At 64.3% G+C, this 24711-nt stretch carries 28 protein-coding genes and 1 pseudogene; 26 read left to right on the top strand and 3 right to left on the bottom strand.

The window, feature by feature from the left end; all coding sequences use genetic code 11:
* Positions 1-3 precede the first annotated feature (3 nt).
* The 3 genes from EPO50_RS29070 to EPO50_RS29060 all read left to right on the top strand — a co-directional run bounded on the left by EPO50_RS29070 (position 4) and on the right by EPO50_RS29060 (position 2856).
* Positions 4-1047, top strand: coding sequence for a toprim domain-containing protein (locus EPO50_RS29070; protein ID WP_296350168.1), 1044 nt, complete (start codon positions 4-6; stop codon positions 1045-1047).
* Between the two features lie 298 nt (positions 1048-1345).
* Positions 1346-2281 carry a DUF2493 domain-containing protein gene (locus EPO50_RS29065; protein WP_296350479.1) on the top strand — a complete coding sequence of 312 codons (936 nt, stop codon included), beginning with the start codon at positions 1346-1348 and terminating at the stop codon, positions 2279-2281.
* 98 nt (positions 2282-2379) lie between these two features.
* On the top strand, positions 2380-2856 hold the full coding sequence (locus EPO50_RS29060) for a hypothetical protein (protein WP_296350166.1): 477 nt from the start codon (positions 2380-2382) through the stop codon (positions 2854-2856).
* On the opposite strand, the pseudogene EPO50_RS29055 reads toward EPO50_RS29060, so the two are convergent.
* Positions 2817-3040: pseudogene (locus tag EPO50_RS29055) on the bottom strand (DUF736 domain-containing protein); the annotation flags it as partial. The gene EPO50_RS29060 and the pseudogene EPO50_RS29055 sit on opposite strands and share 40 nt — an antisense overlap.
* A gap of 249 nt (positions 3041-3289) precedes the next feature.
* Positions 3290-3412 carry a hypothetical protein gene (locus EPO50_RS29050; protein ID WP_296350165.1) on the bottom strand — a complete coding sequence of 41 codons (123 nt, stop codon included), beginning with the start codon at positions 3410-3412 and terminating at the stop codon, positions 3290-3292.
* Between EPO50_RS29050 and EPO50_RS29045 the strand changes: the two genes are divergently transcribed.
* Together EPO50_RS29045 and radC are read left to right on the top strand one after the other, a co-directional pair.
* Entirely contained in the window at positions 3413-3736 is a 324-nt protein-coding gene (locus tag EPO50_RS29045) for a DUF736 domain-containing protein (RefSeq protein WP_296350162.1), read from the top strand.
* A 254-nt stretch (positions 3737-3990) separates the two neighbouring features.
* Positions 3991-4671 carry a DNA repair protein RadC gene (radC, locus tag EPO50_RS29040; protein WP_296350161.1) on the top strand — a complete coding sequence of 227 codons (681 nt, stop codon included), beginning with the start codon at positions 3991-3993 and terminating at the stop codon, positions 4669-4671.
* Positions 4672-4712: 41 nt separating this feature from the next.
* On the opposite strand, the gene EPO50_RS29035 is transcribed toward radC, so the two are convergent.
* Entirely contained in the window at positions 4713-4958 is a 246-nt protein-coding gene (locus EPO50_RS29035) for a helix-turn-helix domain-containing protein (RefSeq protein WP_367268077.1), read from the bottom strand.
* Positions 4959-5213: 255 nt separating this feature from the next.
* Here EPO50_RS29035 and EPO50_RS29030 point away from each other — a divergent pair, with 255 nt between their 5' ends.
* The 21 genes from EPO50_RS29030 to EPO50_RS28935 all read left to right on the top strand — a co-directional run bounded on the left by EPO50_RS29030 (position 5214) and on the right by EPO50_RS28935 (position 24711).
* Positions 5214-5492 (top strand): DUF2285 domain-containing protein, encoded by a 279-nt coding sequence (locus tag EPO50_RS29030; RefSeq protein ID WP_296350159.1) that lies wholly within the window; start codon positions 5214-5216, stop codon positions 5490-5492.
* Between the two features lie 116 nt (positions 5493-5608).
* On the top strand, positions 5609-5836 hold the full coding sequence (locus tag EPO50_RS31615; protein WP_367268076.1) for a DUF6499 domain-containing protein: 228 nt from the start codon (positions 5609-5611) through the stop codon (positions 5834-5836).
* Positions 5781-6377, top strand: a complete 597-nt coding sequence (locus EPO50_RS29025; protein ID WP_296350157.1) for a DUF2285 domain-containing protein — start codon at positions 5781-5783, stop codon at positions 6375-6377. The genes EPO50_RS31615 and EPO50_RS29025 overlap by 56 nt, the downstream gene beginning before the upstream one ends.
* Positions 6378-6506: 129 nt before the next feature.
* Entirely contained in the window at positions 6507-6791 is a 285-nt protein-coding gene (locus EPO50_RS29020; protein ID WP_296350155.1) for a helix-turn-helix domain-containing protein, read from the top strand.
* A 3-nt stretch (positions 6792-6794) separates the two neighbouring features.
* Complete coding sequence (locus EPO50_RS29015; RefSeq protein ID WP_296350154.1) at positions 6795-7850, top strand: replication initiator protein A; 1056 nt, start codon at positions 6795-6797, stop codon at positions 7848-7850.
* The gene (locus EPO50_RS29010; protein WP_296350152.1) at positions 7847-8332 is read left to right on the top strand and encodes a DUF2840 domain-containing protein; all 486 of its coding nucleotides are present in this window, start codon (positions 7847-7849) and stop codon (positions 8330-8332) included. The genes EPO50_RS29015 and EPO50_RS29010 overlap by 4 nt, the downstream gene beginning before the upstream one ends.
* The gene (locus EPO50_RS29005; protein WP_296350150.1) at positions 8329-8841 is read left to right on the top strand and encodes a S26 family signal peptidase; all 513 of its coding nucleotides are present in this window, start codon (positions 8329-8331) and stop codon (positions 8839-8841) included. The genes EPO50_RS29010 and EPO50_RS29005 overlap by 4 nt, the downstream gene beginning before the upstream one ends.
* Before the next feature lie 44 nt (positions 8842-8885).
* On the top strand, positions 8886-9671 hold the full coding sequence (locus EPO50_RS29000) for a lytic transglycosylase domain-containing protein (RefSeq protein WP_296350148.1): 786 nt from the start codon (positions 8886-8888) through the stop codon (positions 9669-9671).
* 247 nt (positions 9672-9918) lie between these two features.
* Positions 9919-11673: a DUF3363 domain-containing protein gene (locus EPO50_RS28995; RefSeq protein WP_296350146.1), complete on the top strand. Its 1755-nt coding sequence runs from the start codon at positions 9919-9921 to the stop codon at positions 11671-11673.
* A 7-nt stretch (positions 11674-11680) separates the two neighbouring features.
* The gene (ligD, locus tag EPO50_RS28990; protein WP_367268075.1) at positions 11681-12748 is read left to right on the top strand and encodes a non-homologous end-joining DNA ligase; all 1068 of its coding nucleotides are present in this window, start codon (positions 11681-11683) and stop codon (positions 12746-12748) included.
* 583 nt (positions 12749-13331) lie between these two features.
* Positions 13332-15311 carry a conjugal transfer protein TraG gene (locus EPO50_RS28985; RefSeq protein ID WP_296350144.1) on the top strand — a complete coding sequence of 660 codons (1980 nt, stop codon included), beginning with the start codon at positions 13332-13334 and terminating at the stop codon, positions 15309-15311.
* 3 nt (positions 15312-15314) lie between these two features.
* Positions 15315-15749, top strand: a complete 435-nt coding sequence (locus EPO50_RS28980; protein ID WP_296350143.1) for a CopG family transcriptional regulator — start codon at positions 15315-15317, stop codon at positions 15747-15749.
* A gap of 133 nt (positions 15750-15882) precedes the next feature.
* On the top strand, positions 15883-16848 hold the full coding sequence (trbB, locus tag EPO50_RS28975; RefSeq protein ID WP_296350141.1) for a P-type conjugative transfer ATPase TrbB: 966 nt from the start codon (positions 15883-15885) through the stop codon (positions 16846-16848).
* Positions 16848-17165 (top strand): TrbC/VirB2 family protein, encoded by a 318-nt coding sequence (locus EPO50_RS28970; protein ID WP_296350139.1) that lies wholly within the window; start codon positions 16848-16850, stop codon positions 17163-17165. Before trbB ends, EPO50_RS28970 begins: the two co-directional genes overlap by 1 nt.
* Positions 17165-17434, top strand: a complete 270-nt coding sequence (locus EPO50_RS28965) for a VirB3 family type IV secretion system protein (protein ID WP_296350137.1) — start codon at positions 17165-17167, stop codon at positions 17432-17434. Before EPO50_RS28970 ends, EPO50_RS28965 begins: the two co-directional genes overlap by 1 nt.
* 10 nt (positions 17435-17444) lie before the next feature.
* On the top strand, positions 17445-19883 hold the full coding sequence (gene trbE, locus EPO50_RS28960) for a conjugal transfer protein TrbE (protein ID WP_296350136.1): 2439 nt from the start codon (positions 17445-17447) through the stop codon (positions 19881-19883).
* Entirely contained in the window at positions 19873-20610 is a 738-nt protein-coding gene (trbJ, locus tag EPO50_RS28955) for a P-type conjugative transfer protein TrbJ (protein WP_296350134.1), read from the top strand. The genes trbE and trbJ overlap by 11 nt, the downstream gene beginning before the upstream one ends.
* An 18-nt stretch (positions 20611-20628) precedes the next feature.
* Complete coding sequence (gene trbL / locus EPO50_RS28950) at positions 20629-21888, top strand: P-type conjugative transfer protein TrbL (protein ID WP_296350132.1); 1260 nt, start codon at positions 20629-20631, stop codon at positions 21886-21888.
* Positions 21889-21890: 2 nt separating this feature from the next.
* Positions 21891-22571, top strand: a complete 681-nt coding sequence (gene trbF / locus EPO50_RS28945; protein WP_296350130.1) for a conjugal transfer protein TrbF — start codon at positions 21891-21893, stop codon at positions 22569-22571.
* Complete coding sequence (trbG, locus tag EPO50_RS28940; RefSeq protein WP_296350128.1) at positions 22571-23557, top strand: P-type conjugative transfer protein TrbG; 987 nt, start codon at positions 22571-22573, stop codon at positions 23555-23557. Before trbF ends, trbG begins: the two co-directional genes overlap by 1 nt.
* Positions 23554-24711, top strand: coding sequence for a TrbI/VirB10 family protein (locus EPO50_RS28935; protein WP_296350126.1), 1158 nt, complete (start codon positions 23554-23556; stop codon positions 24709-24711). Before trbG ends, EPO50_RS28935 begins: the two co-directional genes overlap by 4 nt.

Below are 24711 nucleotides of genomic sequence, written 5' to 3'. Positions count from 1 at the left end.
GTCATGCCGTCGCACGCCGCGGACCTGGCCCGCCGCCTCGCGCGCAACGCCGAGGCGGTCTGCCGTCACTATCTCTCCAATGGCCATCGAGAAGGTCGCTACTGGCTGGTCGGTGATGTCTCCAATGCCCGGGGCCGCAGCCTGTTTGTCCGCCTGAGCGGCCCGGACCACGGCAAGGGCGCCGCCGGCAAGTGGACTGACGCCGCCACCGGCGAGCATGGCGACCTTTTAGACCTCATCGCGCTGAGCCGCGGTCTCGACCGGCTGCGCGACACGCTCGAGGAGGCACGCTCGTTCCTTGCCATGCCTCCTGGCCCAGTTCCACGGCAGGACCGCCTTCCAGCGCCGCGTGGTTCGCCCGAGTCGGCGCGCCGTCTCTATGCCATGTCCAAACCGATCGCGGGCACACTCGCGGAAACCTACCTGCGCGGTCGTGGCATCGTCACCATGGGTGAAGGCGACCCGTTGCGCTTCCATCCGCGCTGCTACTACCGCGCGGACGACGACAGCCCGACCGAGACCTGGCCGGCGCTGATCGCCGTGGTCACCGATCTCGGCGGCAGGATCACCGGGGCACATCGCACCTGGCTCGACCGGTCCGGTCAGGACAAGGCACCTATCGATTCGCCACGACGGGCCATGGGCCATCTTCTGGGGCACGGCGTTCGCTTTGGCGTGGTCGACAATGTAATGGCCGCGGGGGAGGGCATCGAGACCATACTGTCGCTGCGTATGATCCTGCCAAGCCTGCCCATGGTCGCTGCTCTCTCTGCCAACCATCTGGCAGCTCTGCTCTCCCCACCGACATTGCGCCGTCTGTACGTCGCACGCGACCGCGACCCGGCTGGCGATGCCGCTATGGCCAGTCTGCACCATCGGGCCACGGCTGCCGGGATCGAGACGTTTGGCCTGTTGCCCAGCTTCGACGATTTCAACGAGGATCTCCGCCGGCTGGGTATCGAAGACTTCCGGGCGTCTGTGCGCCAGCAACTCGTCCCGCAGGACGTTGTGCGCTTCATGACTTCGGACATGACCGTGACGGGATAACGAGGGCACGGCCAATCGCTTCGTGGCCGGTCGCCTTGATGCCCTTCGGATCGGAATGGGCCGCGCCCCGGCCTTCTAGAGGGCGATCGGACGGCAGTCAGCCCGGCCCCGCAACGGCGGGCCTGCGGCTTTCTTCCCCTGCCGGCTACGCCGGCATTCCTCGCGAGACAAGAAAGCCTCGGCCCGCCGTCCTCCGCTGCGCTCCGGCCGCGCGCGGTGCAGGACCGGCCTGCCTGCCGTCTGGGTGATCGCCACGAAGGCCGCGGTGGGCGCGGCCGATCCGAGAAAGGACATCACCATGGCGACCAACGACGATCCCGACTTCGAGCCCGTGCACGACGCATCCCCGACCGATCACGTCCTCACCGAACTCCAGCTCTTTGGCCATCGTCCCTTCCAGGACGAGCCCGACCCCCGGCCGCTACCCGAAGCCCAGACCATCGCTGGCGCCGTCGTCGACATCTTCGACGCTCTCGTCGCGACGCTCACAGACACGCGCCTCGAACCCGATCTCGAGGACCTGCTGTGGTCGACGGTCAACCTGTTCCATCGCAGCGTCGAGCGCATCGAGCGCGAGCTCGACGACAATGAGCGCACGCAGCATCGCAGCCAGCGGGAGCAGAACGGCTCGGAGGTCCGCTCGGTCGAACTCGAGCGTCTGATCGCCCAGGGTCTGACGCTGATCGAACGCCGCAATGCCATGGAGCTTTTCCGCGACCAGGCCGTTGATCGCTTTGAGGCCTGCACCGGCTCGGCCTGGCGGCCGCGCACCGGGTCGATGGTCAATCACCGGGCGCTGACAGCGGCCATGATCGACAGCCGGGAGTTCCTGGCCGCTCGGCGCCGCGCCGAGACCGAATTGCTCGTACCGGCCGGGCCGAAGATCGCCTTCACCGGTGGCGCCGACTTCAACGACCATCAGCTGATCTGGAGGACGCTCGACAAGGTCCGCGCCAAGCATCCCGACATGGTCCTGCTGCATGGCGGCTCGCCCACGGGTGCCGAGCGCATTGCCGCCCGCTGGGCCGACACCCGCAAGGTCACGCATGTCCCATTCAAGCCGGACTGGACGCGCCACGCCAAGGCTGCACCCTTCAAGCGCAACGACCAGATCCTGGAGGTCCTGCCGATCGGTGTCGTCGTCTGCCCCGGTTCGGGCATCCAGGAGAACCTCGCCGACAAGGCTCGGAAGCTCGGCATACCGGTCTGGCGCCTGGGCACTGGCGGCGCGTGAGCGCCGCCTTTCTGCCAACTTCGCCTTCGACTATCTTTCAAGCGCGCCGTGGTGGTGGTGGAAGGCGCAGGTGCTTGACCTGTGTCTGGAGATCCACCATGGCCATCGGTATCGTTCTCGGCGTTTTCGGCCTCGGCTTCATCTGCTGGCTGCTATTCACGCTTGCTGTTTATGCACTTCCTTTCCTCGCTGGACTATCAGTAGGCCTCGCTGCCTTCCATAGTGGCACAGGCCTCATCGGTGCAGTGGTCTTCGGCCTCCTCGTCGCCGTAGCGATCTTGGTGCTCGGACAGATTGTCTTGACCACCGTCCGGACGCCGTTGATCCGCCTCATCATCGGGCTGGTCTACGCCCTGCCAGCGACTGTCGCCGGCTATCAGCTGAGCTTCGCACTTGCCGGCATCAGCGGGCCTGCTGGAGGTTGGCAGCAGGCTTTCGCCGTCGCTGGCGCCATTATTGTTGGCGTGACTGCCTTTGCGCGCATGGCGCTCGCTATCCCGCCGTCAGCCGGGCAGGACTCCGTAGAGGGCGCGGCTCAGTCAGCCGTCGACTTGCGGTCGCACCTGCGAGGGTAATGAACCTTACCATCCTCATCGTCGGAACAGATTGGCGAAGATGGGGGCCGTGTAGCCCGTGTCGTCGAGCTTGAGGGAGAGGTAGGGCCCGTCCGCACTCGTTCGACTGCTTCGACCAGGCAGCCCCGATATCGGCACCCCCGACGAAGACTCCATGGCTGGCGGCATTGTCGTTGGGCTGATTGACCACTGGATGGACGGTCCTTTTCCTACGCTACCGCGTCCTTCTCTTCGCCTGGTGTCCCGGCTCTCTTGTGCAGGACCTTTCACGTCAGCCACGTCCTCTCCGAGGATGCTGTTCTGCGCGCGACCACGGCCTCTCTTTGGCTGATCTGGCCAGAGGACGGCTGCGCCTCGATCGCCTGAGCCGCAACGGCGTCGGTGAGACTTTCTTCCCCTGGGCTTCGCCCATTCCTCGCGAGGCAAGAAAGTCTCACAGCCGCCATCCTTCGCTGCGCTCCAGCCCGCGAGCGGGTGCGTCGTCGATCGCCTCCGGCCTGCAGATCGCCATCGAGGCCGCGATGGTCGCGGGTTCGAACAGCAAAGGAGAAGTCACATGGCTAACATCGGTTCCTTCAAGAAGTCCGGTAACGAGTACCAGGGCGAGATCGTGACCCTGAGCGTCCAGGCCAAGGGCGTTCGCATCGTCCCTGAGGCCAATCGGTCCAACGACAAGGCCCCCAGCCACCGGGTTTTCGTCGGTCGTGCCGAGATCGGGGCAGCCTGGTCGAAGCAGTCGAACGAGGGCAGGGACTACCTCTCCCTCAAGCTCGACGACCCGAGCTTCACGGCGCCCATCTTCGCCAACCTGTTCGATGATCCGGATGGCGAGAGCTTCACCCTGATCTGGTCTCGCAGCAGCAAGAAGAACGGCGAGTAAGCCGACGCCCCAGAGCCCCGCCCGGGAGACCGGGCGGGGCTTTCTGCGTTTGGTTGCCATGTGCGAGATGGCCATGATGCCGATGACGAGTGCTGCAGAAGTTTTGCGTGGGCCGTTTGAGATGAACGGACAAATGCGCCCGGCGGCGGATAGTCAGTCTGCAAGAGCAAGAGGACGGCCGGGAGCGGGTGAGCTGTAGGCCTCCGAGAGAGCGGGCCTGCGGTTTGCCCGTCCTGCTCTCCGGAACATCATCCATGTCTGCATCATCATTGGTTCTTGCACCCGCGTTGCCGACCCAAGGTCTGGCCCTGAACGGCAGCTTCGTTGTCCTGCCGACAGAAGAGACGACGGAGCAGGACTTGCTCGCGGGGTTGCTCACTTCTCCGCAAGCTTTGGCGTTTGCTTCCGCCCTCTTGCAACACTTTCCCAGCATTGGCCACGTCATCGCAGCTGAACCGTCACAGCTTCGTGCATTTGGAATGGCGGAACACGACATCGCCGTCTTTCGCCTTGTCCGGGAAATCGCATGTCGCATGGCCAGAGCCGAAGTGCGCAGCCGGCCGGTTCTCAGCAATTGGCAGGCACTGATCGCCTACTTGCAGACTGCAATGGCCTACGAGCAGATCGAACAGTTTCGAATACTGTTCCTTGACCGCAAGAACAATCTCATCGCCGACGAGGTGCAGCAGCGTGGCACGGTCAATCACACACCCGTCTATCCGCGAGAGGTTATGAAACGTGCCTTGGTCCTCAACGCCTCTGCGCTCATCGTTGTGCACAATCATCCGTCCGGCGATCCTAAGCCGTCGCGAGATGACATTGAGACGACGCGCGAATTGAAGGCCGCCGCCGATGCGCTTGAGGTTGAGCTGCACGACCATGTCGTGATCGGTCACGGCAAGCACGCATCGTTCAGGTCGCTGGGATTGCTCTAGCACGATGAGGTGCCGGATCAGTCAGACCTCCCGACTAACGGTCAATGGCCGCGTGGCATCCGCTTCTGTGGAATCTTCAGGAGTTCGGCGGGCTCGACGCCAAGAGCCTCCGAAAGACGGCCGACGACGTTGAGGCTTGCGTAGAAGGTGCCTTTCTCGAGCTGGCTGAGATAGCTGCGGCTTACGTTCGCCTCATAGGCCAGCTCATCCTGCGAGACGCCCTTTGCATTGCGCAGTCGTCGCAGATTGGCGGCGAACACCTCCCGCAGGTCCATGCGGGAAGCCAAGCCAACTGTTCAATATATAGCACCTCGATATACTGAACAAAATGTCGTACGGAAGCGTTAACACGTCCTGAGCTTGAGAAGACCTGTGCGGCCAACGAGACGCATCAGTTCCATGTGGAGGAAGGTGGACTCTGGATGAGATGGACATTCGCGACTGCTTGTCTTGTCATGGATCAGTGGCGCTGGCGTCATCTCGCTTCATCGGGCCTTCGATGATATGCGATCATGCAGATTGAACTCTGACTGAGCGACACCATGGCCAAGACGCCACTCGATCCGCCTGTATCCGATACCGCTCCGGCGGAGTCCGTGCTGACCGGCTACGATGAACAGCATCTTGTGACGTATTTGCGTCTCCTTGACGCCGATGCCGATGGGGCAGATTGGCGCGAAGTCGCAAAGGTGGTTCTGCACATCGATCCTGATCGCGAGCCCGAACGCGCCAGGCGTGCCTGGGAGAGTCACCTGGCGCGCGCGAAATGGATGACCGAGAGCGGTTATCGTCATCTTCTGCTTGGCGGTGCACCAAACTGACAGTTGGTTGCTTGCGCGTACGGCAATCGTCTTTGCGTGGGGAGTCGCTAACGAAGCAACGGCGGGTTGTGCATCCTGCGCGCTCCACGGAAGGGGTGTGAGTTCCATGGAGATGCATGCTCATGAACCGCGCGTACTGGCGGTCACCGGAGGCATACAAGAAGCTGGAGACATTCGATGCCCCTGGGTTTGCTTTTCAGTTCCTAAACCGCAATCCCGAATTCGTAAAAGATCGGGAACGACTGCAACAAATGGATCGTCGCGGCGCCCTTGAACCTGCCGAGGTGAATGCGTTCGCCCGGCGTTGGGGGTTACTTCTACCCGACGACAAATCATCCAGTTGAGCCGCTCTGGACGCCAGGGTCTCTGCCGAGCGTCATTGCCCTCACCGAACTTCCGCCAGAGCTTGGTAGTTCCAAGTTCAAGCCCAAAGCTCTCTCGCTTGATCCCCTATTGGCCGCCGAAGGTGACGACTATGTCATCGAGCGTCGCGGCGCCAGGATGCGCGTGCACGTGGACAGCCGTGGCGCTGATCCGCCGGCGGTTCTTCTGCCGCTCGATAGGCTCTTTGAAGTGAGAGTGGCAGCTGTCCTCCGGCTATGGCGGGCACTCCACGGCCGCAATCCTGGCCCGAATCCAGCGGCGCTCTCTGAGGCCCGGGTAAACAGATTGGTGCTCGCCCTTCGCGCCCTTGATGGTCGTCTCGACGGCGCCACGCACCGTGAGATTGCTACGTCGTTGTTCGGCGCCAACGCTGTTCCGAAACGGGACTGGATCTCCCATGAACTGCGCGATCGCACGGCGCGTCTTGTGCGTCTCGGCGTGGCCATGATGAACGGCGGCTATCGGCGGTTGCTTCTGCATCCGTACCGCGGGCGCTCCTAGAGCCCTGCAGGTGGGGCGATCTCGCTGGGCGACGAGATCGCCCTATTTAGGGGCAGCCATGGACCGCCATCGTGATCCTCGATGGCCGCCGCTTCTCGGCGGCCTCCCACAGGATCACGGAGGCTTCCCTTGCCCGCCAATTTTGCCGACCTGCCGCCGCGCTATCTGCGCACGCCCGAGGCTGCCCGCTTCGTCGGCTTGTCCATTCGAACACTGGAAAAGCATCGTATCTACGGCACAGGCCCGCGCTATTCGAAGCTCGGCGGGCGCGTTGTCTACCGCGTCGAGGATCTCCAGGCGTGGGTCGAGTCGGGCGCCAAGGCGTCTACTTCCGACCCTGGCACAGCGACGGTGCTGCCGGCCAAGCGTCACCCAGCAAGTGTTCCGCCGCCCGCCAACCTGGCGCGCCGCTGATCGATGTCGCTACGACGCCGTCCTCGGTCCGAACGGGAACAGCTCGAACTCTTTCGGGCTTTGCCCGGGGATCTTGCGCCGCGGGATGCGCAGGACCTCATGGCCTACCCCTTCTTCAGTCTCGCCAAGACCCACCGCACCGCGCCGATCGACTTCAGGATGAAGGACATCGCCATCCGCGTCGAAGCGGTGGCCGAGCACGGCATGGCGACCATATGGGATGCCGACGTGCTGATCTGGGCCGCGAGCCAGATCGTCGAGGCCCGGGACGCCGGACTGCGCACCTCCCGCCTCATGGCGGCGCGGCCACGCGAGATCCTCACCTTCACCGGCCGCGGCACCAGCGCGCGCGACTATCACCGCCTGAAGGCGGCTCTCGACCGTCTCCAATCGACAACGGTCGCAACGTCGCTGCGCCAGGTCAACGAGCGTCGAATGCACCGCTTCTCCTGGATCAACGAATGGACCGAGCGCGCCGATGGTCACGGCAACGCCGATGGAATCGATCTCATCATGCCAGACTGGTTCTACCGGGCCGTCCTCGACGATGCGCTCGTGCTGACGATCGATCGCGGATACTTCGCCCTGACGGGTGGCGTGGAGCGCTGGCTCTATCGCATTGTCCGCAAGCATGGCGGCCGTCAGTCGGCCGGCTGGCGGTTTGAGTTCCGGCACCTCTACGCCAAGTCGGCGAGCCTGTCGCCGTTCAAGCGGTTCGCCTTCGAATTGCGCGACATCGTCCGCCGCCAGCCTCTTCCGGGCTACAGGCTGCTTATCGAACGCGACGCCGGCGGGCGAGAATTGCTGGGATTTTCGCCCACGAAGCTGTCCACCACCGGCTGTGGGCAATATGTGGATCCGCGCGTGCTATCGGGAACCGGCAGGCACGTGCCATCAGGAACCGGCCGCACGTGCTATCAGGAACCCGATTCGTCAAATTCTTCAGCCAAGCCAACGGCTTCCGGCCTTCCTAACTCAGAGTCTAACGATTCTGAATCTAACTCTACTGAAGTTGACCGCGGCCAGGACGGGGGAAAATCCTCAGGCGGTGCGTCATGAGTGGCGCTCGCACGCCTGGAGACACGCTCACCCACATCGAATTGATCTGGCATCAGCAGCGGATCGAGCACTGGATCCGCTTTGGCCAAGACGTTGGCGAGCAGATCCTCGACCGCCGCCGCCGCATCCTGAGCTTCGCGCCGAACAGCGTCGTCGCTTACATCCGATGGGCGGCGGGCGACTTCGGTACCATCGTCTCGCGGATCGACATCCTGCGCACCGTCCGGCCCGGCGAAGCTTTCGCGACAGTTCCCTACGTGCGACCTGGCGGAGAGATCCTCCTGCGAGCCTCCGGCTGGCCGAGGGTCGAGCGCGTGCTGCAGGCGATCGACGCCGTCGAGCAGATCGGGATCGATGCCGCCGACGCCTGCCCTGACCACTGGCGGCATGTTCACAACCGGCTCACAGTCGGTCAGTCACCGCGCCTGTACAGCTGTGAGGCCCATCGGGCCTGGCTTCTGCGCCGGAATATCGGCGCATGAAGCGCATCGGTTGGATCGTGGCCACGGGCTTCGCGGCGCTCACGGCAGGCGCATCAGTTCTGTCCCGGCCAGCCCCGAAGCTGATCTGGAACGCCAGCGCCAGTGTGCCGGTTGGCCTCTACGCTATCCATCCGATCGACGTCGTTCATTCGGGTGATCTGGTTCTCGTGCTGCCGCCGGAAGCCGTTGCTCGATATCTCGCCCAGCGGGGATATCTCCCGCTGGGCGTTCCGGCCCTGAAGCATGTCCTCGCCCTTCCCGGTCAATCCGTCTGCCGTGTCCAGCGCACGATCACCGTCGACGGCACGGCGGTTGGCGATGCCCTCGATCGCGATCGCCTGGGACGAGGCCTGCCCGCTTGGCAGGGCTGCCAGATTGTCGCGCACGACGAGGTGTTCCTCATGAACTGGCGGTCGACCTTCTCATTCGATGGCCGCTATTTCGGCCCGCTGCCGGCATCGACGATCGTCGGGCGGGCCGCTCCTCTCTGGATCAAGAAGGACAACTGATCATGCCTGGACTTGGCGGCCGACTCTTTGCCTGGAGACCAACCATGCTGCATATCTCCTCCCTCTTTCCGGTCCGGCGTCACGCCATCATGCACGGGTTGGCAGCCGGTCTAGCCGTCGAATCCCGACTGCGTCTGTGCTGCGCAAGTGTCGTGGTGTTGCTGCTGTCCCTCGGGATCGCGCATGCTCAGCCGGACGCCAACGGCCATACCGCTGCCGTTGCAATGACCGATCCCTTTGCTGGCTTCGTGGCTGAGGCATCGCATCGTTTCGCACTTCCGGTTTCGTCGATACGGGCCGTCATGCAGGCGGAAAGCGGTGGCGACGTCCGCGCCTTGTCGCCGAAAGGCGCCATGGGTCTGATGCAGATCATGCCGGCAACGTGGGCCGAGTTGCGGCAGCGGTACGGCCTGGGTGCGGATCCCTATGATCCTCGCGATAACATCACGGCGGGGACGGCCTACCTGCGGGAGCTGCACGATCGCTTCGGCGAGCGTGGCTTCCTGGCCGCCTACAATGCCGGCCCTAGTCGCTACGAAGAGCACCTCGCGACGGGCCGCCCGTTGCCGGCGGAGACCCTGTCCTACATGGCGACGGTCAAATCGATGCTCGACGGAACCCTGGTAAAGGGCTCGCCCTCTGCGGCATCGTGGGCATCGAGTTCGCTGTTCGTTGCGATAGCGGGAGCTGACCTGGCTCCCTCCCAGCCGTCATCGAAGCAAGCATCTCAACATCGATCCACGAACGTCCTACCGTCCACGACCGCTCCTTTGACGCCGCTGTCCGACGGACTGTTTGCTCGGACATCTGATTGGGGAACACGGCCATGATCTCCGTAGGTTTCGGTCGTGCCTTGGCGGGCTGTGGCGGATGGCAGAACGTGAAGGGCATTGGGCAGCAGCACCCCATTCACGGACGGCAAGAAAAAAGCGCCGCCTCCGGCCGGGCGCAAGTGGTTGGTTGGCTTGGGGGTTTTGGGCATGCCGATACTCGGGCCAGCTGGCGCTTCACGGCGAAAGGTGAACGATTTCAAGACGTCGAGCGCCATCGGACCCTGTTGCAGAAGGCCGCCGCACCGTGAGCGGCCGAGACGAGGACTTCCAACTCCGCCCAGGTCGCATCCGGCATGACAAACAGCTCCCCAGGCGGTCAAAGAGCTTCGCTGGCGAGGTGATGCGCGCCGCCAAGAAGGCTGGACACATCGGCAAGAGCTTCAGCCGGCGAGGAACGGGCGCCAGCCGGTCGCGATTCGGGCGGGGGCGACGCGCGGCCCTCTCGCTGTCACTGCGGTCGACCTCGCGGCGGGTCGTCATGAAAGCCCGCGTCGTCCGACACCGAGGCGCTCGGTTCCGCTCCGCGCCGCTTTCGAAACACATCAGCTACCTGAAACGCGAGGGGGTAACCCGGGATGGCACTGATGCCCGGATGTTTGACGCCACATCGGACGAGGCAGACGAGCATGCTTTCGCCGAACGATGCGAGGACGACCGGCATCATTTCCGGTTCATCATTTCCCCGGAAGAGGCGGCCCAGTTGGACGATCTCCGCGCCTTTACGCGCGAGTTGATGGCGGATGTTGAGCGCGACCTGGGCACCCGGCTCGACTGGGTCGCGAGCGACCACTGGAACACCGCTAACCCTCACGTCCACGTCCTGGTCCGCGGCAGGGCCGACGATGGCCAGGATCTCGTGATCAGTCGCGCGTATGTCAGCCGCGGCTTCCGCGATCGTGCCGCTGAACGTGTCACTCTTGAGCTTGGGCCGAGAACCGAGCGCGAGATCCGCTCCGCGCTTGAGAAGGACGTCGACGCAGAGCGTTGGACTGGTCTCGATCGGGCCTTGCGGAGTATCGCTGACGAAGCTGGCGGCGTCGCCGACCTCCGGCTCAGCACCTCCGACGATGACCCGGAATTGCGGCGGCTTATGATTGGCCGCGCGAGGAAACTCGAAAGGTTGGGGCTCGCCGATCAGGTCGGCCCAGCGTCGTGGACTCTGAAGCCTGGGCTCGAGCAATCGTTGCGCGAGCTCTCGATCCGCGGCGACATCATCAAAACCATGCATCAGGCGCTGACCACGTCGGGCCGCGAGCCGGACGTTGCTGGGTTTGCTCTGCACGGCGACGAGATTTCCGACCGCGTGCTCGGACGCCTCGTAGCGCGCGGCTTGCATGACGAACTCAAGGGCTCAGCCTATGCCATCGTCGAGGGCGTCGACGGCCGGACGCACCATCTAGTATTCTCCGACCTGGAGATGACAGGTGACGCGCCCTCGGGCGCGATCGTCGAGGCGCGTTCCTATGAGGACGCCAACGGGCGCCGACGCTTGTCGCTCGCCACGCGGTCGGACCTTCCTCTCGCGGCCCAGATCACCGCGTCCGGCGCAACCTGGCTTGATCGTCAGCTTCTGGCGCGAGAGGCGGCGACGGCCGGCACTGCCTTCGGCGGTGAGGTCCGGGAAGCGATGGACCGACGTATCGATTATCTTGCCGACCAGGGATTGGCGCGGCGTCAGGGTCGGCGCGTGATTTTCGCGCGCAATCTACTCAATACCCTCAGGGGACGGGATCTTGATGAAGCATCCGGAAGGCTCGCGTCAGAATCGGGCTTGATGCATCGTCCAGCCGCCGAAGGCGAGCATGTCTCCGGGCTTTACCGGCGGCGGGTCACGTTGTCGTCCGGCCGCTTCGCGATGATCGACGACGGTCTCGGCTTCCAGCTGGTGCCATGGCGTCCGGCGCTGGAGCGTCATCTCGGCCGACAAGTGACGGGCGTCATGTCTCAGGGTGGGACGATCGATTGGAACTTCGGACCGAAACGCGGCCTGAGCGTGTGACTGGACGATGGCAGCCTCTCAGCCGGGCGCGCTGCGGCGCGACCCTTTCTCTTTGGCCTTCGCTATGAGATGTGGTGCACTCGCTAACGTGGGAACGACATCTCGGCCGCCGAAATGGATCAAGCCGCAGCTCACGCGCCTGGTGGACGAGGCGCCGGCGGGAAGCGATTGGCTGCACGAGATCAAATACGACGGCTACCGGATGCACGCCCGGATCGACGGCGGCAAGGTCAAGCTGCTGACGCGCACAGGACTAGACTGGTCCCACCGATACCGCCGGACCATCGAGGCGATCGGCAAGCTGCGGGTCAAGTCGGCCTATGTCGACGGTGAGCTCTGCGCTCTCAATTCAGACGGTGTACCTGTCTTCAGCCGGCTCCAAGCTGCTATGGATGAAGGCCGCACGGACCAGCTCGTCTTCTTCGCCTTCGATCTCCTGTTTTTGAATGGGGTGAGCACGGCACAACTTCCGCTTATCGAGCGCAAGAAGCGGCTCGAAGGTCTGTTCAAGAAGCAGATCGACGGCCTGCGCTACAGCGAGCATGTCGTCACCGATGGACCACGCTTCCGCGAACATGCCTGCAGGCTTGGCCTCGAGGGTGTCATCTCCAAGCGGATCGATCGACCATACGCCCCCGGTGACCGCGGGATCTGGGTCAAGTCGAAGTGCCTCAACCGCGAGGAGTTTGTCGTCGTCGGCTGGACCGATCCCGAGGGCAGCCGGTCGCACATCGGCGCGCTGCTGCTCGGCTACTACACTGAGGACGGGCGGCTGCGCTATGCCGGGCGCGCCGGCACAGGCATCACCGACAAGGAGCTCAAGCGCCTGGCGGGCGTGCTGGCACCGCTGCAGGTGTCAAAGATGCCGCTAGCGGAGCCGCCGCCACGGGATAGCCGCTTCGGCTCGCCGCTCAAGCTGTCGCGCGTGCACTGGGTAAAGCCGGAACTCGTCGTTGAAGTGACCTACCTGACTTGGACCGACGACAATCTGCTCAGGCAGGTTTCATACCAAGGGCAGCGGGAGGACAAGCCGGCAACACAGGTCGTGCGGGCGACACCGCATCCAGGCGGGTAGCGTCTAGAGCCTATAGCAAATCAGCGTCCGGGTTGTGCGGCTTGTGAGTCGAGTGCGGTAAGGTCGGCGTCAGTGGCAACAGCTCCGGCCGCAGTTCGTCGAGCTCCGCTAGGGTTTCGATCGCACACAGCGAGGCGACGTCACGAGTGCCGCAGGTCGGGCATTTAAAGAGGCGGCCGTAGAGCGGCGTCCGGTCGCCGTCTGAGGCCTTCAGCAGGCGGAAGGGCACAAGGCGACGGTGGCCCGTCGGGCAGATCGCCAGCAGGGGCAAGCCGCTTCGACCGCAAGCGATAGAGGCAGGGGCATCTCGAGGTATCGGGATCACGGCTCAACGATAACGTCGAGTTCCGCTCAAGTCCCCATGTCAGCAATGACAGCAGGCTGCGGCACGCGAGCGCGCAGCAGTGCAGGCAATCACCGTCGCGCGCTCGCCGGATGGCCTAACGGCGCCAAGTCGCCGCAACGCCGAATTACGGCCGATGCGATGTTCGAATGCGACCGATTTGACTTCTCCTGTATCCGCGGTCCCCACACTGCGCCTTGATGCTTGCGATATCGCCGAGCGCTTCTAACTCTCGTCGCCGTGAACGCGACCAAAATCCTCTGGGGTCAGATTCTCCTCGTGAGCGCCGTGGTGTTGACGTTCGTCTGGACTGCGACGGAATGGACAGCGTGGCGCCTTGGCTTCCAACCTCAGCTTGGCTCACCATGGTTTGAGCTACTCGGATGGCCTGTCTATCAGCCGCAAGACTTCTTTTGGTGGTGGTTCTCTTTCGAGGCCTATGCGCCCCACGTCTTTGACGAAGGAGGATACATCGCGGCGGCTGGCGGAGTCGCCGCCGTCGCTGTGGCCACCACCATGTCGGTCATGCGCGCTCGCGAAGCAAAGCGGGTGACGACCTACGGCTCGGCACGATGGGCTGACGCCCGAGAGATTCGCGAAGCCGGCCTTCGTGGTGACGATGGCGTCCTTCTCGGGCGCTGGCGAGGAGAGTACTTACGCCATGACGGTCCCGAGCACGTGCTTTGTTTCGCACCTACGCGCAGTGGCAAGGGCGTCGGACTCGTTGTGCCGACGCTCTTGACCTGGCCCGGCTCGGCAATCGTCCATGACATCAAGGGGGAGAACTGGACGCTGACCGCTGGCTGGCGCGCTCGGTTCGGGCGCGTGCTGCTGTTCGATCCGACCAACGCCCAAAGTTCTGCTTACAACCCTCTTCTCGAAGTACGGCGCGGCGAGTGGGAGGTGCGCGATGTCCAGAACATCGCCGATGTACTGGTCGATCCTGAGGGGGCGCTGGAGAAGCGCAATCACTGGGAGAAGACCAGCCACGCATTGTTGGTGGGCACCATCCTGCATGTACTTTACGCAGAGCCGGACAAGACACTGGCAGGCGTCGCCAACTTGCTCTCCGATCCGCGGCGGCCGATCGAGGCCACCTTGCGGGCCATGATGACGACGGCACATCTCGGCGAGGCCGGCGCGCATCCGGTAGTCGCCAGCGCCGCGCGCGAGCTCCTGAACAAGAGCGAGAACGAGCGATCAGGCGTGCTGTCGACTGCCATGTCGTTTCTGGGTCTCTATCGCGATCCCGTGGTTGCGGCCGTGACGTGCCGCTGTGACTGGCGGATCCGGGATCTCGTGGAGGGAACGGTGCCGTCCACGCTGTACCTGGTCGTGCCCCCATCCGACATCAGCCGCACCAAGCCGCTGGTCCGCCTTATCCTGAACCAGATCGGTCGCCGGCTGACCGAGGAGCTGGACTCAAAGCATCGACGACACCGCCTGCTGCTGATGCTCGACGAGTTTCCGGCGCTTGGCCGGCTCGACTTCTTCGAGAGTGCGCTGGCCTTCATGGCGGGCTACGGCTTGAAGAGCTTTTTGATCGCCCAGTCGCTGAACCAGATCGAGAAAGCCTACGGGCTCAACAATTCGATCCTCGACAACTGCCATGTGCGGGTGAGCTTCGCCACAAACGACGAGCGCACCGCCAAACGTGTTTCCGATGCTCTCGGCACAGCAACTGAGATTCGCGACGCAAAAAACTATGCCGGCCATCGTCTGAGCCCCTGGCTAGGCCACCTGATGGTCTCTCGTCAGGAGACCGCGCGGCCTTTGCTCACTCCCGGCGAGGTGATGCAGCTTCCCGCCGCTGACGAGATCGTTCTCGTCTCCGGCTGTCATCCGATTCGCGCGCAAAAGGCTCGCTATTTCGAGGACCCGCAGCTGCAGGCACGGATCTTGACCCCTCCGGCCACGTCGGAGAGATCCGACGCGGGACGAGAGCCAAATCCGGCGCAGCATCAGGATGACAATCCATGGAGGACGATGATCGTTGCGGCGTCGTCCCCAGCCGAAGACCCGGACAATGCAGGCATCCGCCGCGAACCGGAGCTTCCACAGCAGGAGGAAGTCGTGCCCGAGCGTCGCAAGCCGGTGGAGGAGTTCGAACTGGCCGACGATGAACGTGACGCTTCACAGGACCTTCAGGCCCTGCAGCGTCGGACCCGCAGGCTCGCACGGCAGGTGGCGCTCGATCCCGGCGATGGCATGGATCTTTGAGCCGTGCGCACGAAGCACACGTTCCGCTTGCCGCCGGACCTCGCCGTCCGGCTCGCCGACTACGCCCATCGCAAGCGCGTCCCCCAGGCGCTGGTGGTGGAGACGGCGCTTGCTTCGCTTCTGTCGCCTGACGGTGCCGACCGTCTGGAGGCCGCATTGGCGCGGCGTCTCGATCGTATGACACGGCAGATCGAACGTCTCGAACGCCACGTCACCATCTCCAATGAAGCCGTTGCGCTCTTTGTCCGCTTTTGGCTCACCAGCACGCCACCACTGCCCGACACGGCGCAGGCCGCGGCGCAGACGAAAGGCCGCGAACGCTATGACGGGTTCGTGGAAGCGTTGGGCCGACGGCTTGCCCGCGGTCGTACGCTTGCCGATGAAGTCGTGGGCGACATCGCGGCCGAGCCAGATAGCGCTCCGACGACGGACGCGTAGGCATCGACCCATTCACCTGTCTTTCTATCCTGTAGCCCGATCGGTCTCTCGACGCTGTTGCACCCGAGCCGGTCATCTCTTTAAGCAGCGCCCATCGCCTTGATTTTTGAGGCGGCGTCGAGGGGCTGCTGACATGACGATCTCGTCCTTACGACCGGAAGCGTTCGCTCGAGGCACACGCATGCTGCGTACTGCGCTGGGGCCATTGATCGCCGCGCATATGGAAGACGCGACCGTCGTCGAAATAATGCTCAATCCCGATGGCCGCCTTTGGGTCGACCGGCTTTCCGGCGGCCTCGAAGATACCGGTTCCAGGGTCTCGCCGGCCGATGCCGAACGAATTGTCCGGCTCGTTGCTCACCATGTTGGCGCTGAAGTCCATGCCGGCATGCCGCGCGTTTCCGCCGAACTACCCGAAAGCGGAGAGCGGTTCGAAGGCCTCGTGCCGCCCGTGGTGGCAGCGCCTTGCTTCGCCATCCGTCGCCCGGCGATCGCGGTGTTCTCCCTCGACGACTATGTCCAGGCTGGGATCATGTCGCGGGCGCAAGCCGACGTGCTGCGCCGCGCCGTTCGCGACCGCAAGAACGTCCTGGTGGCCGGCGGCACCTCGACCGGGAAGACCACGCTGGTTAACGCCCTCCTGGCGGAGGTCGCGAAGACCGGTGACCGGGTAGTGCTGATCGAGGACACGCGTGAACTGCAATGCGCCGCGGCGAACCTCGTGGCGCTGCGCACCAAGGATGGGGCCGCCACGCTGTCTGACCTCGTGCGGTCGGCACTGCGCTTGCGTCCCGACCGCATCCCGATCGGCGAGGTGCGCGGCGCGGAGGCGCTGGACCTGTTGAAGGCTTGGGGCACTGGCCATCCCGGCGGCGTTGGCACCTTGCACGCCGGCTCCGCCTTGGGTGCGCTGCGCCGCCTCGAGCAGCTCATCCAGGAAGCCGTCGTGACCGTCCCTCGCGCGCTGATTGCTGAAACAGTCGAGCTCATTGCCGTCCTCGCCGGTCGTGGTGCTGCGCGCCGCATCACAGACCTCGCCGTTGTGAAAGGCCTCGGCGCGAACGGGGACTACGTCCTCTTACCTGCAGGAGAACAATAATGCTGCATATCCGGCGCCCCCTCGCCGCAATTTCGACCTTCGTCATCTTCGCGCTCCTCACGGCACCGGCTCACGCGGCCGGATCGAACATGCCGTGGGAGCAGCCCCTCAATCAGATCCTGGAATCCATCCAGGGACCGGTCGCCAAGGTCATCTCGGTCATCGTCATCATCCTTACTGGCCTGGCGCTCGCCTTCGGCGAAACCTCCGGCGGCTTCCGCCGCCTGATCCAGATCGTCTTCGGCCTCTCGATCGCCTTTGCCGCGTCGAGCTTCTTCCTGTCGTTCTTCTCGTTCGGCGGCGGGGCGCTGGTTTGATGGAGCCGCGCGAACCCATTCCCGGCTTCTACGCCTCCGTCCATCGCGCACTGACGGAGCCGCTTCTTCTTGCAGGCGCGCCCCGGGCCGTCGTGATTATCAACGGCACCCTCGCTGCCGCCGTCGGCCTCGGCCTCCGTTTGTGGCTTGCCGGCGCGGCGATCTGGCTAGTCGGCCACCTGGCGGCCGTGTGGGCCACGCGACGCGATCCGGCCTTCATCGACGTGGTGCGCCGGCATCTTCGCTATCCGCAGCGTATGTCGGTGTGAGGCACTGGCCATGCTGAACCTTGCCGAATACCGCCGCCGCTCCCAGACCCTTGCCGACTTCCTGCCGTGGGCGGCCCTGGTGCAGCGTGGCGTCATTCTCAATAAGGATGGCTCATTCCAGCGCACCGCCCGCTTTCGCGGACCCGATCTGGACTCGGCCACTGCCGCAGAGCTGGTGGCGATCACGTCCCGCCTTAACAATGCGTTGCGGCGCCTGGGCTCGGGCTGGGCGATCTTTGTCGAAGCCCAGCGCGTGCCGGCTAACCGCTATCCCGAGAGCCGCTTTCCCGATGCGGTATCCAGCCTTGTCGACGACGAGCGACGTGCGCAATTCGAGGAGGAGGGCGCGCACTTCGAAAGCGGCTATTTCCTGACACTCGTCTGGCTCCCGCCGGCCGATGATGCCGCACGCGCGGAGGCATGGCTCTATGAGGGACGATCTCGCGCAGAAGCGGACTGGCGCCAAGCCCTCGCCGCGTTCGTCGACCGCACCGATCGGGTGCTTGCCCTGATCGAAGACTTCATGCCCGAGGCCGACTGGCTCGATGACGGTGACACGCTCACCTACTTGCATTCGTGTATTTCGACACGGCGTCATCGGGTCAGGGTACCGGAAACGCCGATGCATCTCGATGCCATCTTGATCGACGAGGAGGTCATCGGCGGGCTGGAGCCGCGCCTCGGCGACGCCCATCTGCGGACCCTCACCGTCATGGGCTTTCCATCGCAGACCTGGCCGGGCCTACTCGATGAGTTGAACCGGTTGGCCTTTCCGTACCGCTGGTGCACACGCGCGATCTGCATGGACAAGACCGATGCCGCCAAGGTTTTGGGCCGCATCCGCCGGCAGTGGTTCGCCAAGCGCAAGTCGATCATGGCGATCCTCAAGGAGGTGATGACGAACGAGGCGTCCGTCCTGCTGGACTCGGACGCCGCCAACAAGGCGCTCGATGCTGATCTGGCGTTGCAGGAGTTGGGTTCCGATGTCGTGGCCCAGGCCTATGTCACCGCAACGGTGACAGTCTGGGACGACGATCCCGCCATCGCGCAGGAGCGATTGGCCCTCGTGGAGAAGACCATCCAGGGCCGCGACTTCACCTGCATGCGCGAGACCGTCAATGCCGTTGAAGCCTGGCTCGGAAGCCTCCCGGGGCATGTCTATGCCAACGTCCGTCAGCCGCCGATCTCGACCCTCAACCTCGCCCACATGATGCCTTTCTCGGCAGTGTGGGCCGGTCCGGAACGGGACGAGCATCTCGAAGGTCCGCCGCTCTTCCTTGCGAGGACAGAAGGGGCGACGCCGTTCCGATTCTCTCTTCATGTCGGCGATGTCGGTCATTCACTGATCGTGGGACCGACGGGCGCGGGCAAGAGCGTGCTGCTGGCGCTGATGGCGTTGCAGTTCCGGCGCTACCCGGGCGCGCAGGTCTTCGCCTTCGATTTCGGCGGGTCGATCCGGGCGGCCGCACTTGCCATGGGTGGCGACTGGCACGATCTCGGCGGTGCGCTCGCCGGAGACGCCAGTGACCCCGTGGCCCTGCAGCCGCTGGCCCGCACGGATGATACCGGGGAGCGCGCCTGGGCTGCCGAATGGATTGCCAGCTTGCTGGCCCGTGAGTCCGTAACTGTCACGCCGGATCTCAAGGAGCATCTTTGGTCGGCGCTGACCTCTCTGGCGTCCGCTCCCACTGCCGAACGAACGATCACGGGTCTTTCCGTTCTCCTGCAATCCAATGCCCTGAAGCAGGCCTTGCAACCCTACACCGTTGGTGGGCCGTGGGGGCGCCTGCTCGATGCCGAGGCCGAGCAGTTGGGGCGGGCCGACGTTCAGGCGTTCGAAACCGAGGGCCTGATTGGAAGTGGTGCTGCGCCGGCAGTCCTCTCCTATCTCTTTCATCGCATCGAAGATCGCTTCGACGGTCGTCCCACGCTTGTCATCGTCGACGAAGGGTGGCTCGCCCTCGACGATCATGGCTTTGCAGGCCAGCTTCGCGAATGGCTGAAGACCCTCCGCAAGAAGAATGCTTCCGTGATCTTCGCCACCCAGTCATTGGCCGACATCGATGGCAGTGCCATCGCGCCGGCCATCATCGAGAGCTGCCCGACGCGACTGTTCCTGCCCAATGAACGTGCGCTGGAACCACAGATCGCAGCAATCTACCGTCGCTTCGGGCTGAATGACCGGCAGATCGAGATTCTGAGCCGCGCCACGCCCAAGCGCGACTACTACTGCCAGTCGCGGCGCGGCAACCGGCTGTTCGAGCTCGGTCTTTCTGAAGTGGCGCTCGCCTTCACCGCGGCATCTTCCAAGACCGATCAGACCGCCATCTCGGAGACCATGGCCGCTCACGGCGCCGAGGGTTTCGCGGCCGCTTGGCTTCGTCGCAAGGGCGTCGAATGGGCGATCAACCTGCTAACCACCAATGAGGAGACTTCCGATGTCGGCTAATCGTCGTCGCGCAATGCTTGCGGCCGTCCTGGCCGTGGCCTTGGGTACTGGCACTCCCGCGCGCGCCCAAATGACTGTTTTCGATCCCACCAACTACGTTCAGAACGTGCTGACGGCGTCGCGGGTCCTGCAGCAGGTCAACAATGGGATTCAGAGCCTGCAGAACGAGGCGATGTCACTTCTTAACCAGGCCCGGAATCTCGCGAGCTTGCCGTATTCTTCATTGGCGCAGCTTCAGGAATCGATTGGCCAGACCCAGCAGCTTCTCGTCCAGGCGCAGCGTATTGCCTACGACGTGAGTGCCATCGATCAGACCTTTAGCCGGACCTATCCGCAGCAGTACAGCGCTGCGACGTCCTCGCAGAAATTGCTTACGGACGCACAGACGCGCTGGCAGAATTCGCTGGCCGGCTTCCAGGACGCGCTGCGGGTGCAGGCCGGCGTCGTTCAGAACCTCGATCGCACGCGCGCGGAGATCGGCAACCTCGTCTCGTCGAGCCAGTCGGCGACGGGGGCGCTGCAGGCCGCTCAGTCCGGCAATCAGCTCATCGCTCTTCAGACCAATCAGCTCGCCGACCTCACGGCCGTCATGGCATCGATTGCCCGCGCTCAGAGCCTGGAGAGCGCGCGCAACGTGGCGAGCCAGGCCCAAGCCCGTCAGCAAATGGAACGCTTCCTCAACTACGGCACCGGCTATCAGGCCCAGGCCGTGCGGATGTTCCACTGAGACGATTCGGGTGGCGGCATGGGCGGCACGGGCGTCATCGATCGGTTCCTGGGCATCTTCACCCAGTACATCGACTCGGGCTTCGGACTCATCCAGGGCGACGTCCACTGGCTTGCCGGCGTGCTGATCGTGATCGATGTCACCCTGGCCGCACTGTTCTGGGCCTTCTCGCCGGAGGAGGAGGTGCTCGCCCGCCTGATCAAGAAAACGCTCTATGTCGGCGTCTTCGCCTTCATCCTCGGCAACTACAACAACCTCGCCTCGATCATTTTCAATTCCTTCGCGGGCCTCGGCCTCGTGGCCGGCGGCAACACGATCACTGCGGCCCAACTCCTTCAGCCAGGGCGGCTGGCGCAGGTCGGCATCGATGCGGGCAAGCCAATCCTGGATTCAATTTCCGGATTGATGGGCTTCGTCAGCTTCTTCGACAACTTCATCCAGATCGTCATCCTGCTCATCGCCTGGCTGATCGTCGTCATCAGCTTCTTCATCATGGCCATCCAGCTCTTCGTCAGCCTGATCGAGTTCAAGCTGACCACGCTCGCAGGGTTTGTCCTGGTCCCCTTCGGCCTCTTCGGCCGCACGGCCTTTCTTGCTGAAAAGGTTTTAGGCAACGTGTTCTCCAGCGGCGTGAAGGTGCTTGTTCTCGCCGTGATCGTAGGCATCGGCTCCACGATCTTTGGCCAGTTCACCAGCGGCTTCAACAATCCGCCAACCATCGACGACGCGCTTACCCTGATCTTGGCCGCCTTGGCACTGCTCGGTCTCTCGATCTTTGGTGCAGGCATCGGCAACGGCCTGGTGGCCGGTGGTCCCCAGCTTGGCACCGGCGCGGCCATTGGCACGGGACTCGCCGCCGCAGGCGCCGGCGTTGCCGGTGCTGGCTTGGCGACTGGAACGATGGGCGCAGCCGGCCGCGCGATAGGCGGCGTGGCGGGTGCAGGCGCGGCCGCCGCCGGTGGCATGACCGCTGGCTTCCGTTCGGGTGGCGCCCGCGGCGTCGCGAGCGCAGCAGGAACGGCGGCTACAAGTCCGTTGCGCCGGGCAACGGCTGGCCTGCGTGAACACTTTGCAGCCGGGGCGGCGGGCACAACGGGCAGCAGCCAGCCGGCCCGTTCAGGTGGAGCGGGGGCCGGCGGCGCTGGCGCTCCAGCGTGGGCCAATCGCATGAGGCGGCATCAAACCGTGAGTCGAGGCGCCTCGGCCGCCCATCATGCCGTCCGCTCGGGAGATCATCCGAGCGGCGGTTCCTCCGTCGACCTCTCCGAAGGATCATAGCGATGTTTCGACGTCCGACCGTCCGCTACGGCACCACGCCCGAGCCGGAGACACCTTACCAACGTGCGGGACAGGCCTGGGACGAGCGCATCGGCTCCGCTCGCGTGCAAGCCAGGAATTGGCGTCTCGCCTTCTTTGGCGCCTTGCTCATGAGCGGCGGACTGGCGGCTGGCCTGGTCTGGCAGTCGGCCCGCGGCACGGTCGCGCCATGGGTCGTTCAGATCGACAAGCTCGGGCAGGCCCAGGCGGTCGCACCAGCGCTCGCGGACTATCGTCCGACTGATCCGCAGATCGCCTGGCACCTCGCGCGATTCATCGAGGAGGTGCGCCGCATCCCCGCTGATCCTGTGGTGCTGCGCCACGACTGGCTGGAGGCCTACCGATTCGTCACCGATCGCGGCGCGCTGGCGCTGAACGACTACGCCCGCACCAGCGATCCTTTCAGCAAGATTGGCAAGACCCAGATCTCTGTCGAGGTGGCGAGCGTCGTCCGCGCCTCCGACAACAGTTTTCGTGTCGCTTGGGTGGAGCGCCAGTATGTCGACAACGCGCTCGCCACGACCGAGCGTTGGAGCGCCATCCTCACCATCGTCGTGCAGCCGCCCACAGACGCGGAGCGGCTGCGCAAGAACCCCCTCGGTATCTACGTCCACGCCTTCAACTGGTCCAAGGAGCTCGGCTGATGCGCATTCCCTACCTTACTGCCCCCTTGCTCGCGTCCGTCTCGCTTGCCGCCTGCTCGAGTGCCTGGAAGCCCCCGGAAATCAAATACGACGACACGCCTCGGCCGGCGGTGCTCCAGGCCGATCCGCCCAAACCCATCAAGATCGTCGAGCTTCCCAAGCCGCTGCCGCTGCCTGGCCAGTTGAAGCCGCTTCCGGGAGGGAAGGCACCCGCCGATCCGGCCGATCCGCATGTGCGGGTAGAGGAAGCCAATGGCGCTGCGCGCGTGCAGCCGACGCGCGCCGGCTACATCAACGCCATGCAGGTCTATCCCTACTCCGATGGCGCGCTCTATCAGGTCTACGCAGCACCTGGCCAGATCACCGACATCGCGCTGGCGGCAGGCGAGCAGCTCGTCGGCACCGGTCCGGTCGCTGCCGGCGATACCGTGCGCTGGGTGATCGGGGACACCGAGAGTGGCACGGGGCCAACCAAGCGCGTGCACATTCTGGTCAAGCCGACGCGACCGGACCTGGTCACCAATCTCGTCATCAACACCGACCGGCGGACCTACCATCTCGAGCTCCGCTCTACCGAGAAGACCTATATGGCGTCGGTATCGTGGGCCTACGCGCAGGATCAACTCATCGCCCTCCGCCGGCAGAACGCCGCGGCAGAGGCGGGCACGGCTGTGGCGAGCGGCGTGGACATTAACGCGCTCAATTTCCGATACAAGATCGAAGGCGACTCGCCGCCCTGGCGTCCGCTGCGCGCCTTCGATGACGGCCGTCAGGTGTTCATCGCGTTCCCTACCGGAATCGGCCAGGGCGAGATGCCGCCGCTTTGGGTGATCGGCCCCGCCGGCGGCGCCGAGCTCGTCAACTACCGCATTCAGGGCAATCACATGGTCGTCGACCGCCTGTTTGCGGCAGCCGAACTTCGGCTGGGCGGCGAGACGCAGAAGAAGGTCCGCATCGTCCGTACCGACGGAAGGCCGCAGTCATGACCGACGTCCCGAGCGATTCCACTGCAGCACCTGGGCGCGATGAGGCGCGGCTGCAGATGCGGCTTCGGCCCAGCCGGGCGCCCGTCACGCGTCTTTCGCGTAAGGTGATCGTTGTCCTTGCGCTCATCCTGGCGGTCGCGATCGCCGCTGCATTATTTCTCGCGTTGCGGCCCGGATTGAAGATCGACAGGACGGAACTCTATGGGACCGACAATCGCACGACCCCGGATGGCCTCTCCAATCTGCCCCGAGACTATGCTGGCCTTCCGAGGAACGCTCCCCCGCTTGGCCCTCCGCTTCCCGGCGATCTGGGCCGGCCGATCCTAAATGCGGGGACAGCAGGCGCCGCCGCACCGCCTGATCCTGAGAAGCAACGAATCGCTCAGGAACAGGAGGCAGCACGCCTGAGCCGTCTCTTCGCCACGACGAACGTTCGACAGAACTCTTCGGCCACACCGATTTCGGCAAATGCCCCCAGCGCGCCTGGTGGTCCGGCTAGTGACCTTGCCTTGCAGGATCGCAAGCTCGCCTTTCTCAATGGCAGTGTCGATCGCCGCACGGTCAGCGGCGACCGCATCGAGGCGCCGGCGAGCCCATACGTTCTTCAAGCGGGTGCTGTCATTCCCGCGGCGCTGCTCACCGGCTTGCGCTCGGACCTGCCAGGCCAGGTGACGGCCCAGGTGACCGAAGATGTCTACGACAGTCCCACCGGCAGGATACGTTTGATCCCTCAGGGTGCCCGCTTGATTGGTCAGTACGATGCGCAGATCGCCTTCGGCCAGACGCGAGCGCTCCTGGTCTGGACCCGGCTCATCATGCCGAACGGGCGATCGATCGTGTTGGAACGCCAACCGGGCGCCGATGCCGAAGGCTATGCCGGCCTTGAGGACGAGGTCGATAACCATTGGGGAACACTGTTCAAGGCAGCCATCCTTTCGACCCTGCTCAGCATCGGATCGGAGGTCGGCAGTAGCGGCACCGAGGACGACCTGATCCGAGCCATTCGTCGCGGCGGGTCGGACAGCGTTAACCAGATCGGCCAGCGCATCGTCGGCCGGTCCCTCAACGTCCAACCCACCATCACCATCCGGCCGGGTTTCCCAGTCCGGGTCCTGGTCACGCGCGATCTCGTGCTCGAGCCATACCGCGGCTGA

The organism is Reyranella sp. (genome assembly GCF_004297405.1).
In the GTDB taxonomy this organism is placed as follows: Bacteria; Pseudomonadota; Alphaproteobacteria; order Reyranellales; family Reyranellaceae; genus Reyranella.
The sequence above is the reverse complement of the archived record's forward strand: the minus strand, read 5'-3'. Positions and strand labels throughout refer to the sequence as shown.

Coding starts and splice junctions, on each gene's coding strand:
- EPO50_RS29070 (WP_296350168.1), top strand. CDS start 4: ATGCCGTCGCACGCCGCGGACCTGGCCCGCCGCCTCGCGCGCAACGCC.
- EPO50_RS29065 (WP_296350479.1), top strand. CDS start 1,346: ATGGCGACCAACGACGATCCCGACTTCGAGCCCGTGCACGACGCATCC.
- EPO50_RS29060 (WP_296350166.1), top strand. CDS start 2,380: ATGGCCATCGGTATCGTTCTCGGCGTTTTCGGCCTCGGCTTCATCTGC.
- EPO50_RS29045 (WP_296350162.1), top strand. CDS start 3,413: ATGGCTAACATCGGTTCCTTCAAGAAGTCCGGTAACGAGTACCAGGGC.
- radC (WP_296350161.1), top strand. CDS start 3,991: ATGTCTGCATCATCATTGGTTCTTGCACCCGCGTTGCCGACCCAAGGT.
- EPO50_RS29030 (WP_296350159.1), top strand. CDS start 5,214: ATGGCCAAGACGCCACTCGATCCGCCTGTATCCGATACCGCTCCGGCG.
- EPO50_RS31615 (WP_367268076.1), top strand. CDS start 5,609: ATGCTCATGAACCGCGCGTACTGGCGGTCACCGGAGGCATACAAGAAG.
- EPO50_RS29025 (WP_296350157.1), top strand. CDS start 5,781: ATGCGTTCGCCCGGCGTTGGGGGTTACTTCTACCCGACGACAAATCAT.
- EPO50_RS29015 (WP_296350154.1), top strand. CDS start 6,795: ATGTCGCTACGACGCCGTCCTCGGTCCGAACGGGAACAGCTCGAACTC.
- EPO50_RS29010 (WP_296350152.1), top strand. CDS start 7,847: ATGAGTGGCGCTCGCACGCCTGGAGACACGCTCACCCACATCGAATTG.
- EPO50_RS29005 (WP_296350150.1), top strand. CDS start 8,329: ATGAAGCGCATCGGTTGGATCGTGGCCACGGGCTTCGCGGCGCTCACG.
- EPO50_RS29000 (WP_296350148.1), top strand. CDS start 8,886: ATGCTGCATATCTCCTCCCTCTTTCCGGTCCGGCGTCACGCCATCATG.
- ligD (WP_367268075.1), top strand. CDS start 11,681: ATGGCAGCCTCTCAGCCGGGCGCGCTGCGGCGCGACCCTTTCTCTTTG.
- trbB (WP_296350141.1), top strand. CDS start 15,883: ATGACGATCTCGTCCTTACGACCGGAAGCGTTCGCTCGAGGCACACGC.
- EPO50_RS28970 (WP_296350139.1), top strand. CDS start 16,848: ATGCTGCATATCCGGCGCCCCCTCGCCGCAATTTCGACCTTCGTCATC.
- EPO50_RS28965 (WP_296350137.1), top strand. CDS start 17,165: ATGGAGCCGCGCGAACCCATTCCCGGCTTCTACGCCTCCGTCCATCGC.
- trbE (WP_296350136.1), top strand. CDS start 17,445: ATGCTGAACCTTGCCGAATACCGCCGCCGCTCCCAGACCCTTGCCGAC.
- trbJ (WP_296350134.1), top strand. CDS start 19,873: ATGTCGGCTAATCGTCGTCGCGCAATGCTTGCGGCCGTCCTGGCCGTG.
- trbL (WP_296350132.1), top strand. CDS start 20,629: ATGGGCGGCACGGGCGTCATCGATCGGTTCCTGGGCATCTTCACCCAG.
- trbF (WP_296350130.1), top strand. CDS start 21,891: ATGTTTCGACGTCCGACCGTCCGCTACGGCACCACGCCCGAGCCGGAG.
- trbG (WP_296350128.1), top strand. CDS start 22,571: ATGCGCATTCCCTACCTTACTGCCCCCTTGCTCGCGTCCGTCTCGCTT.
- EPO50_RS28935 (WP_296350126.1), top strand. CDS start 23,554: ATGACCGACGTCCCGAGCGATTCCACTGCAGCACCTGGGCGCGATGAG.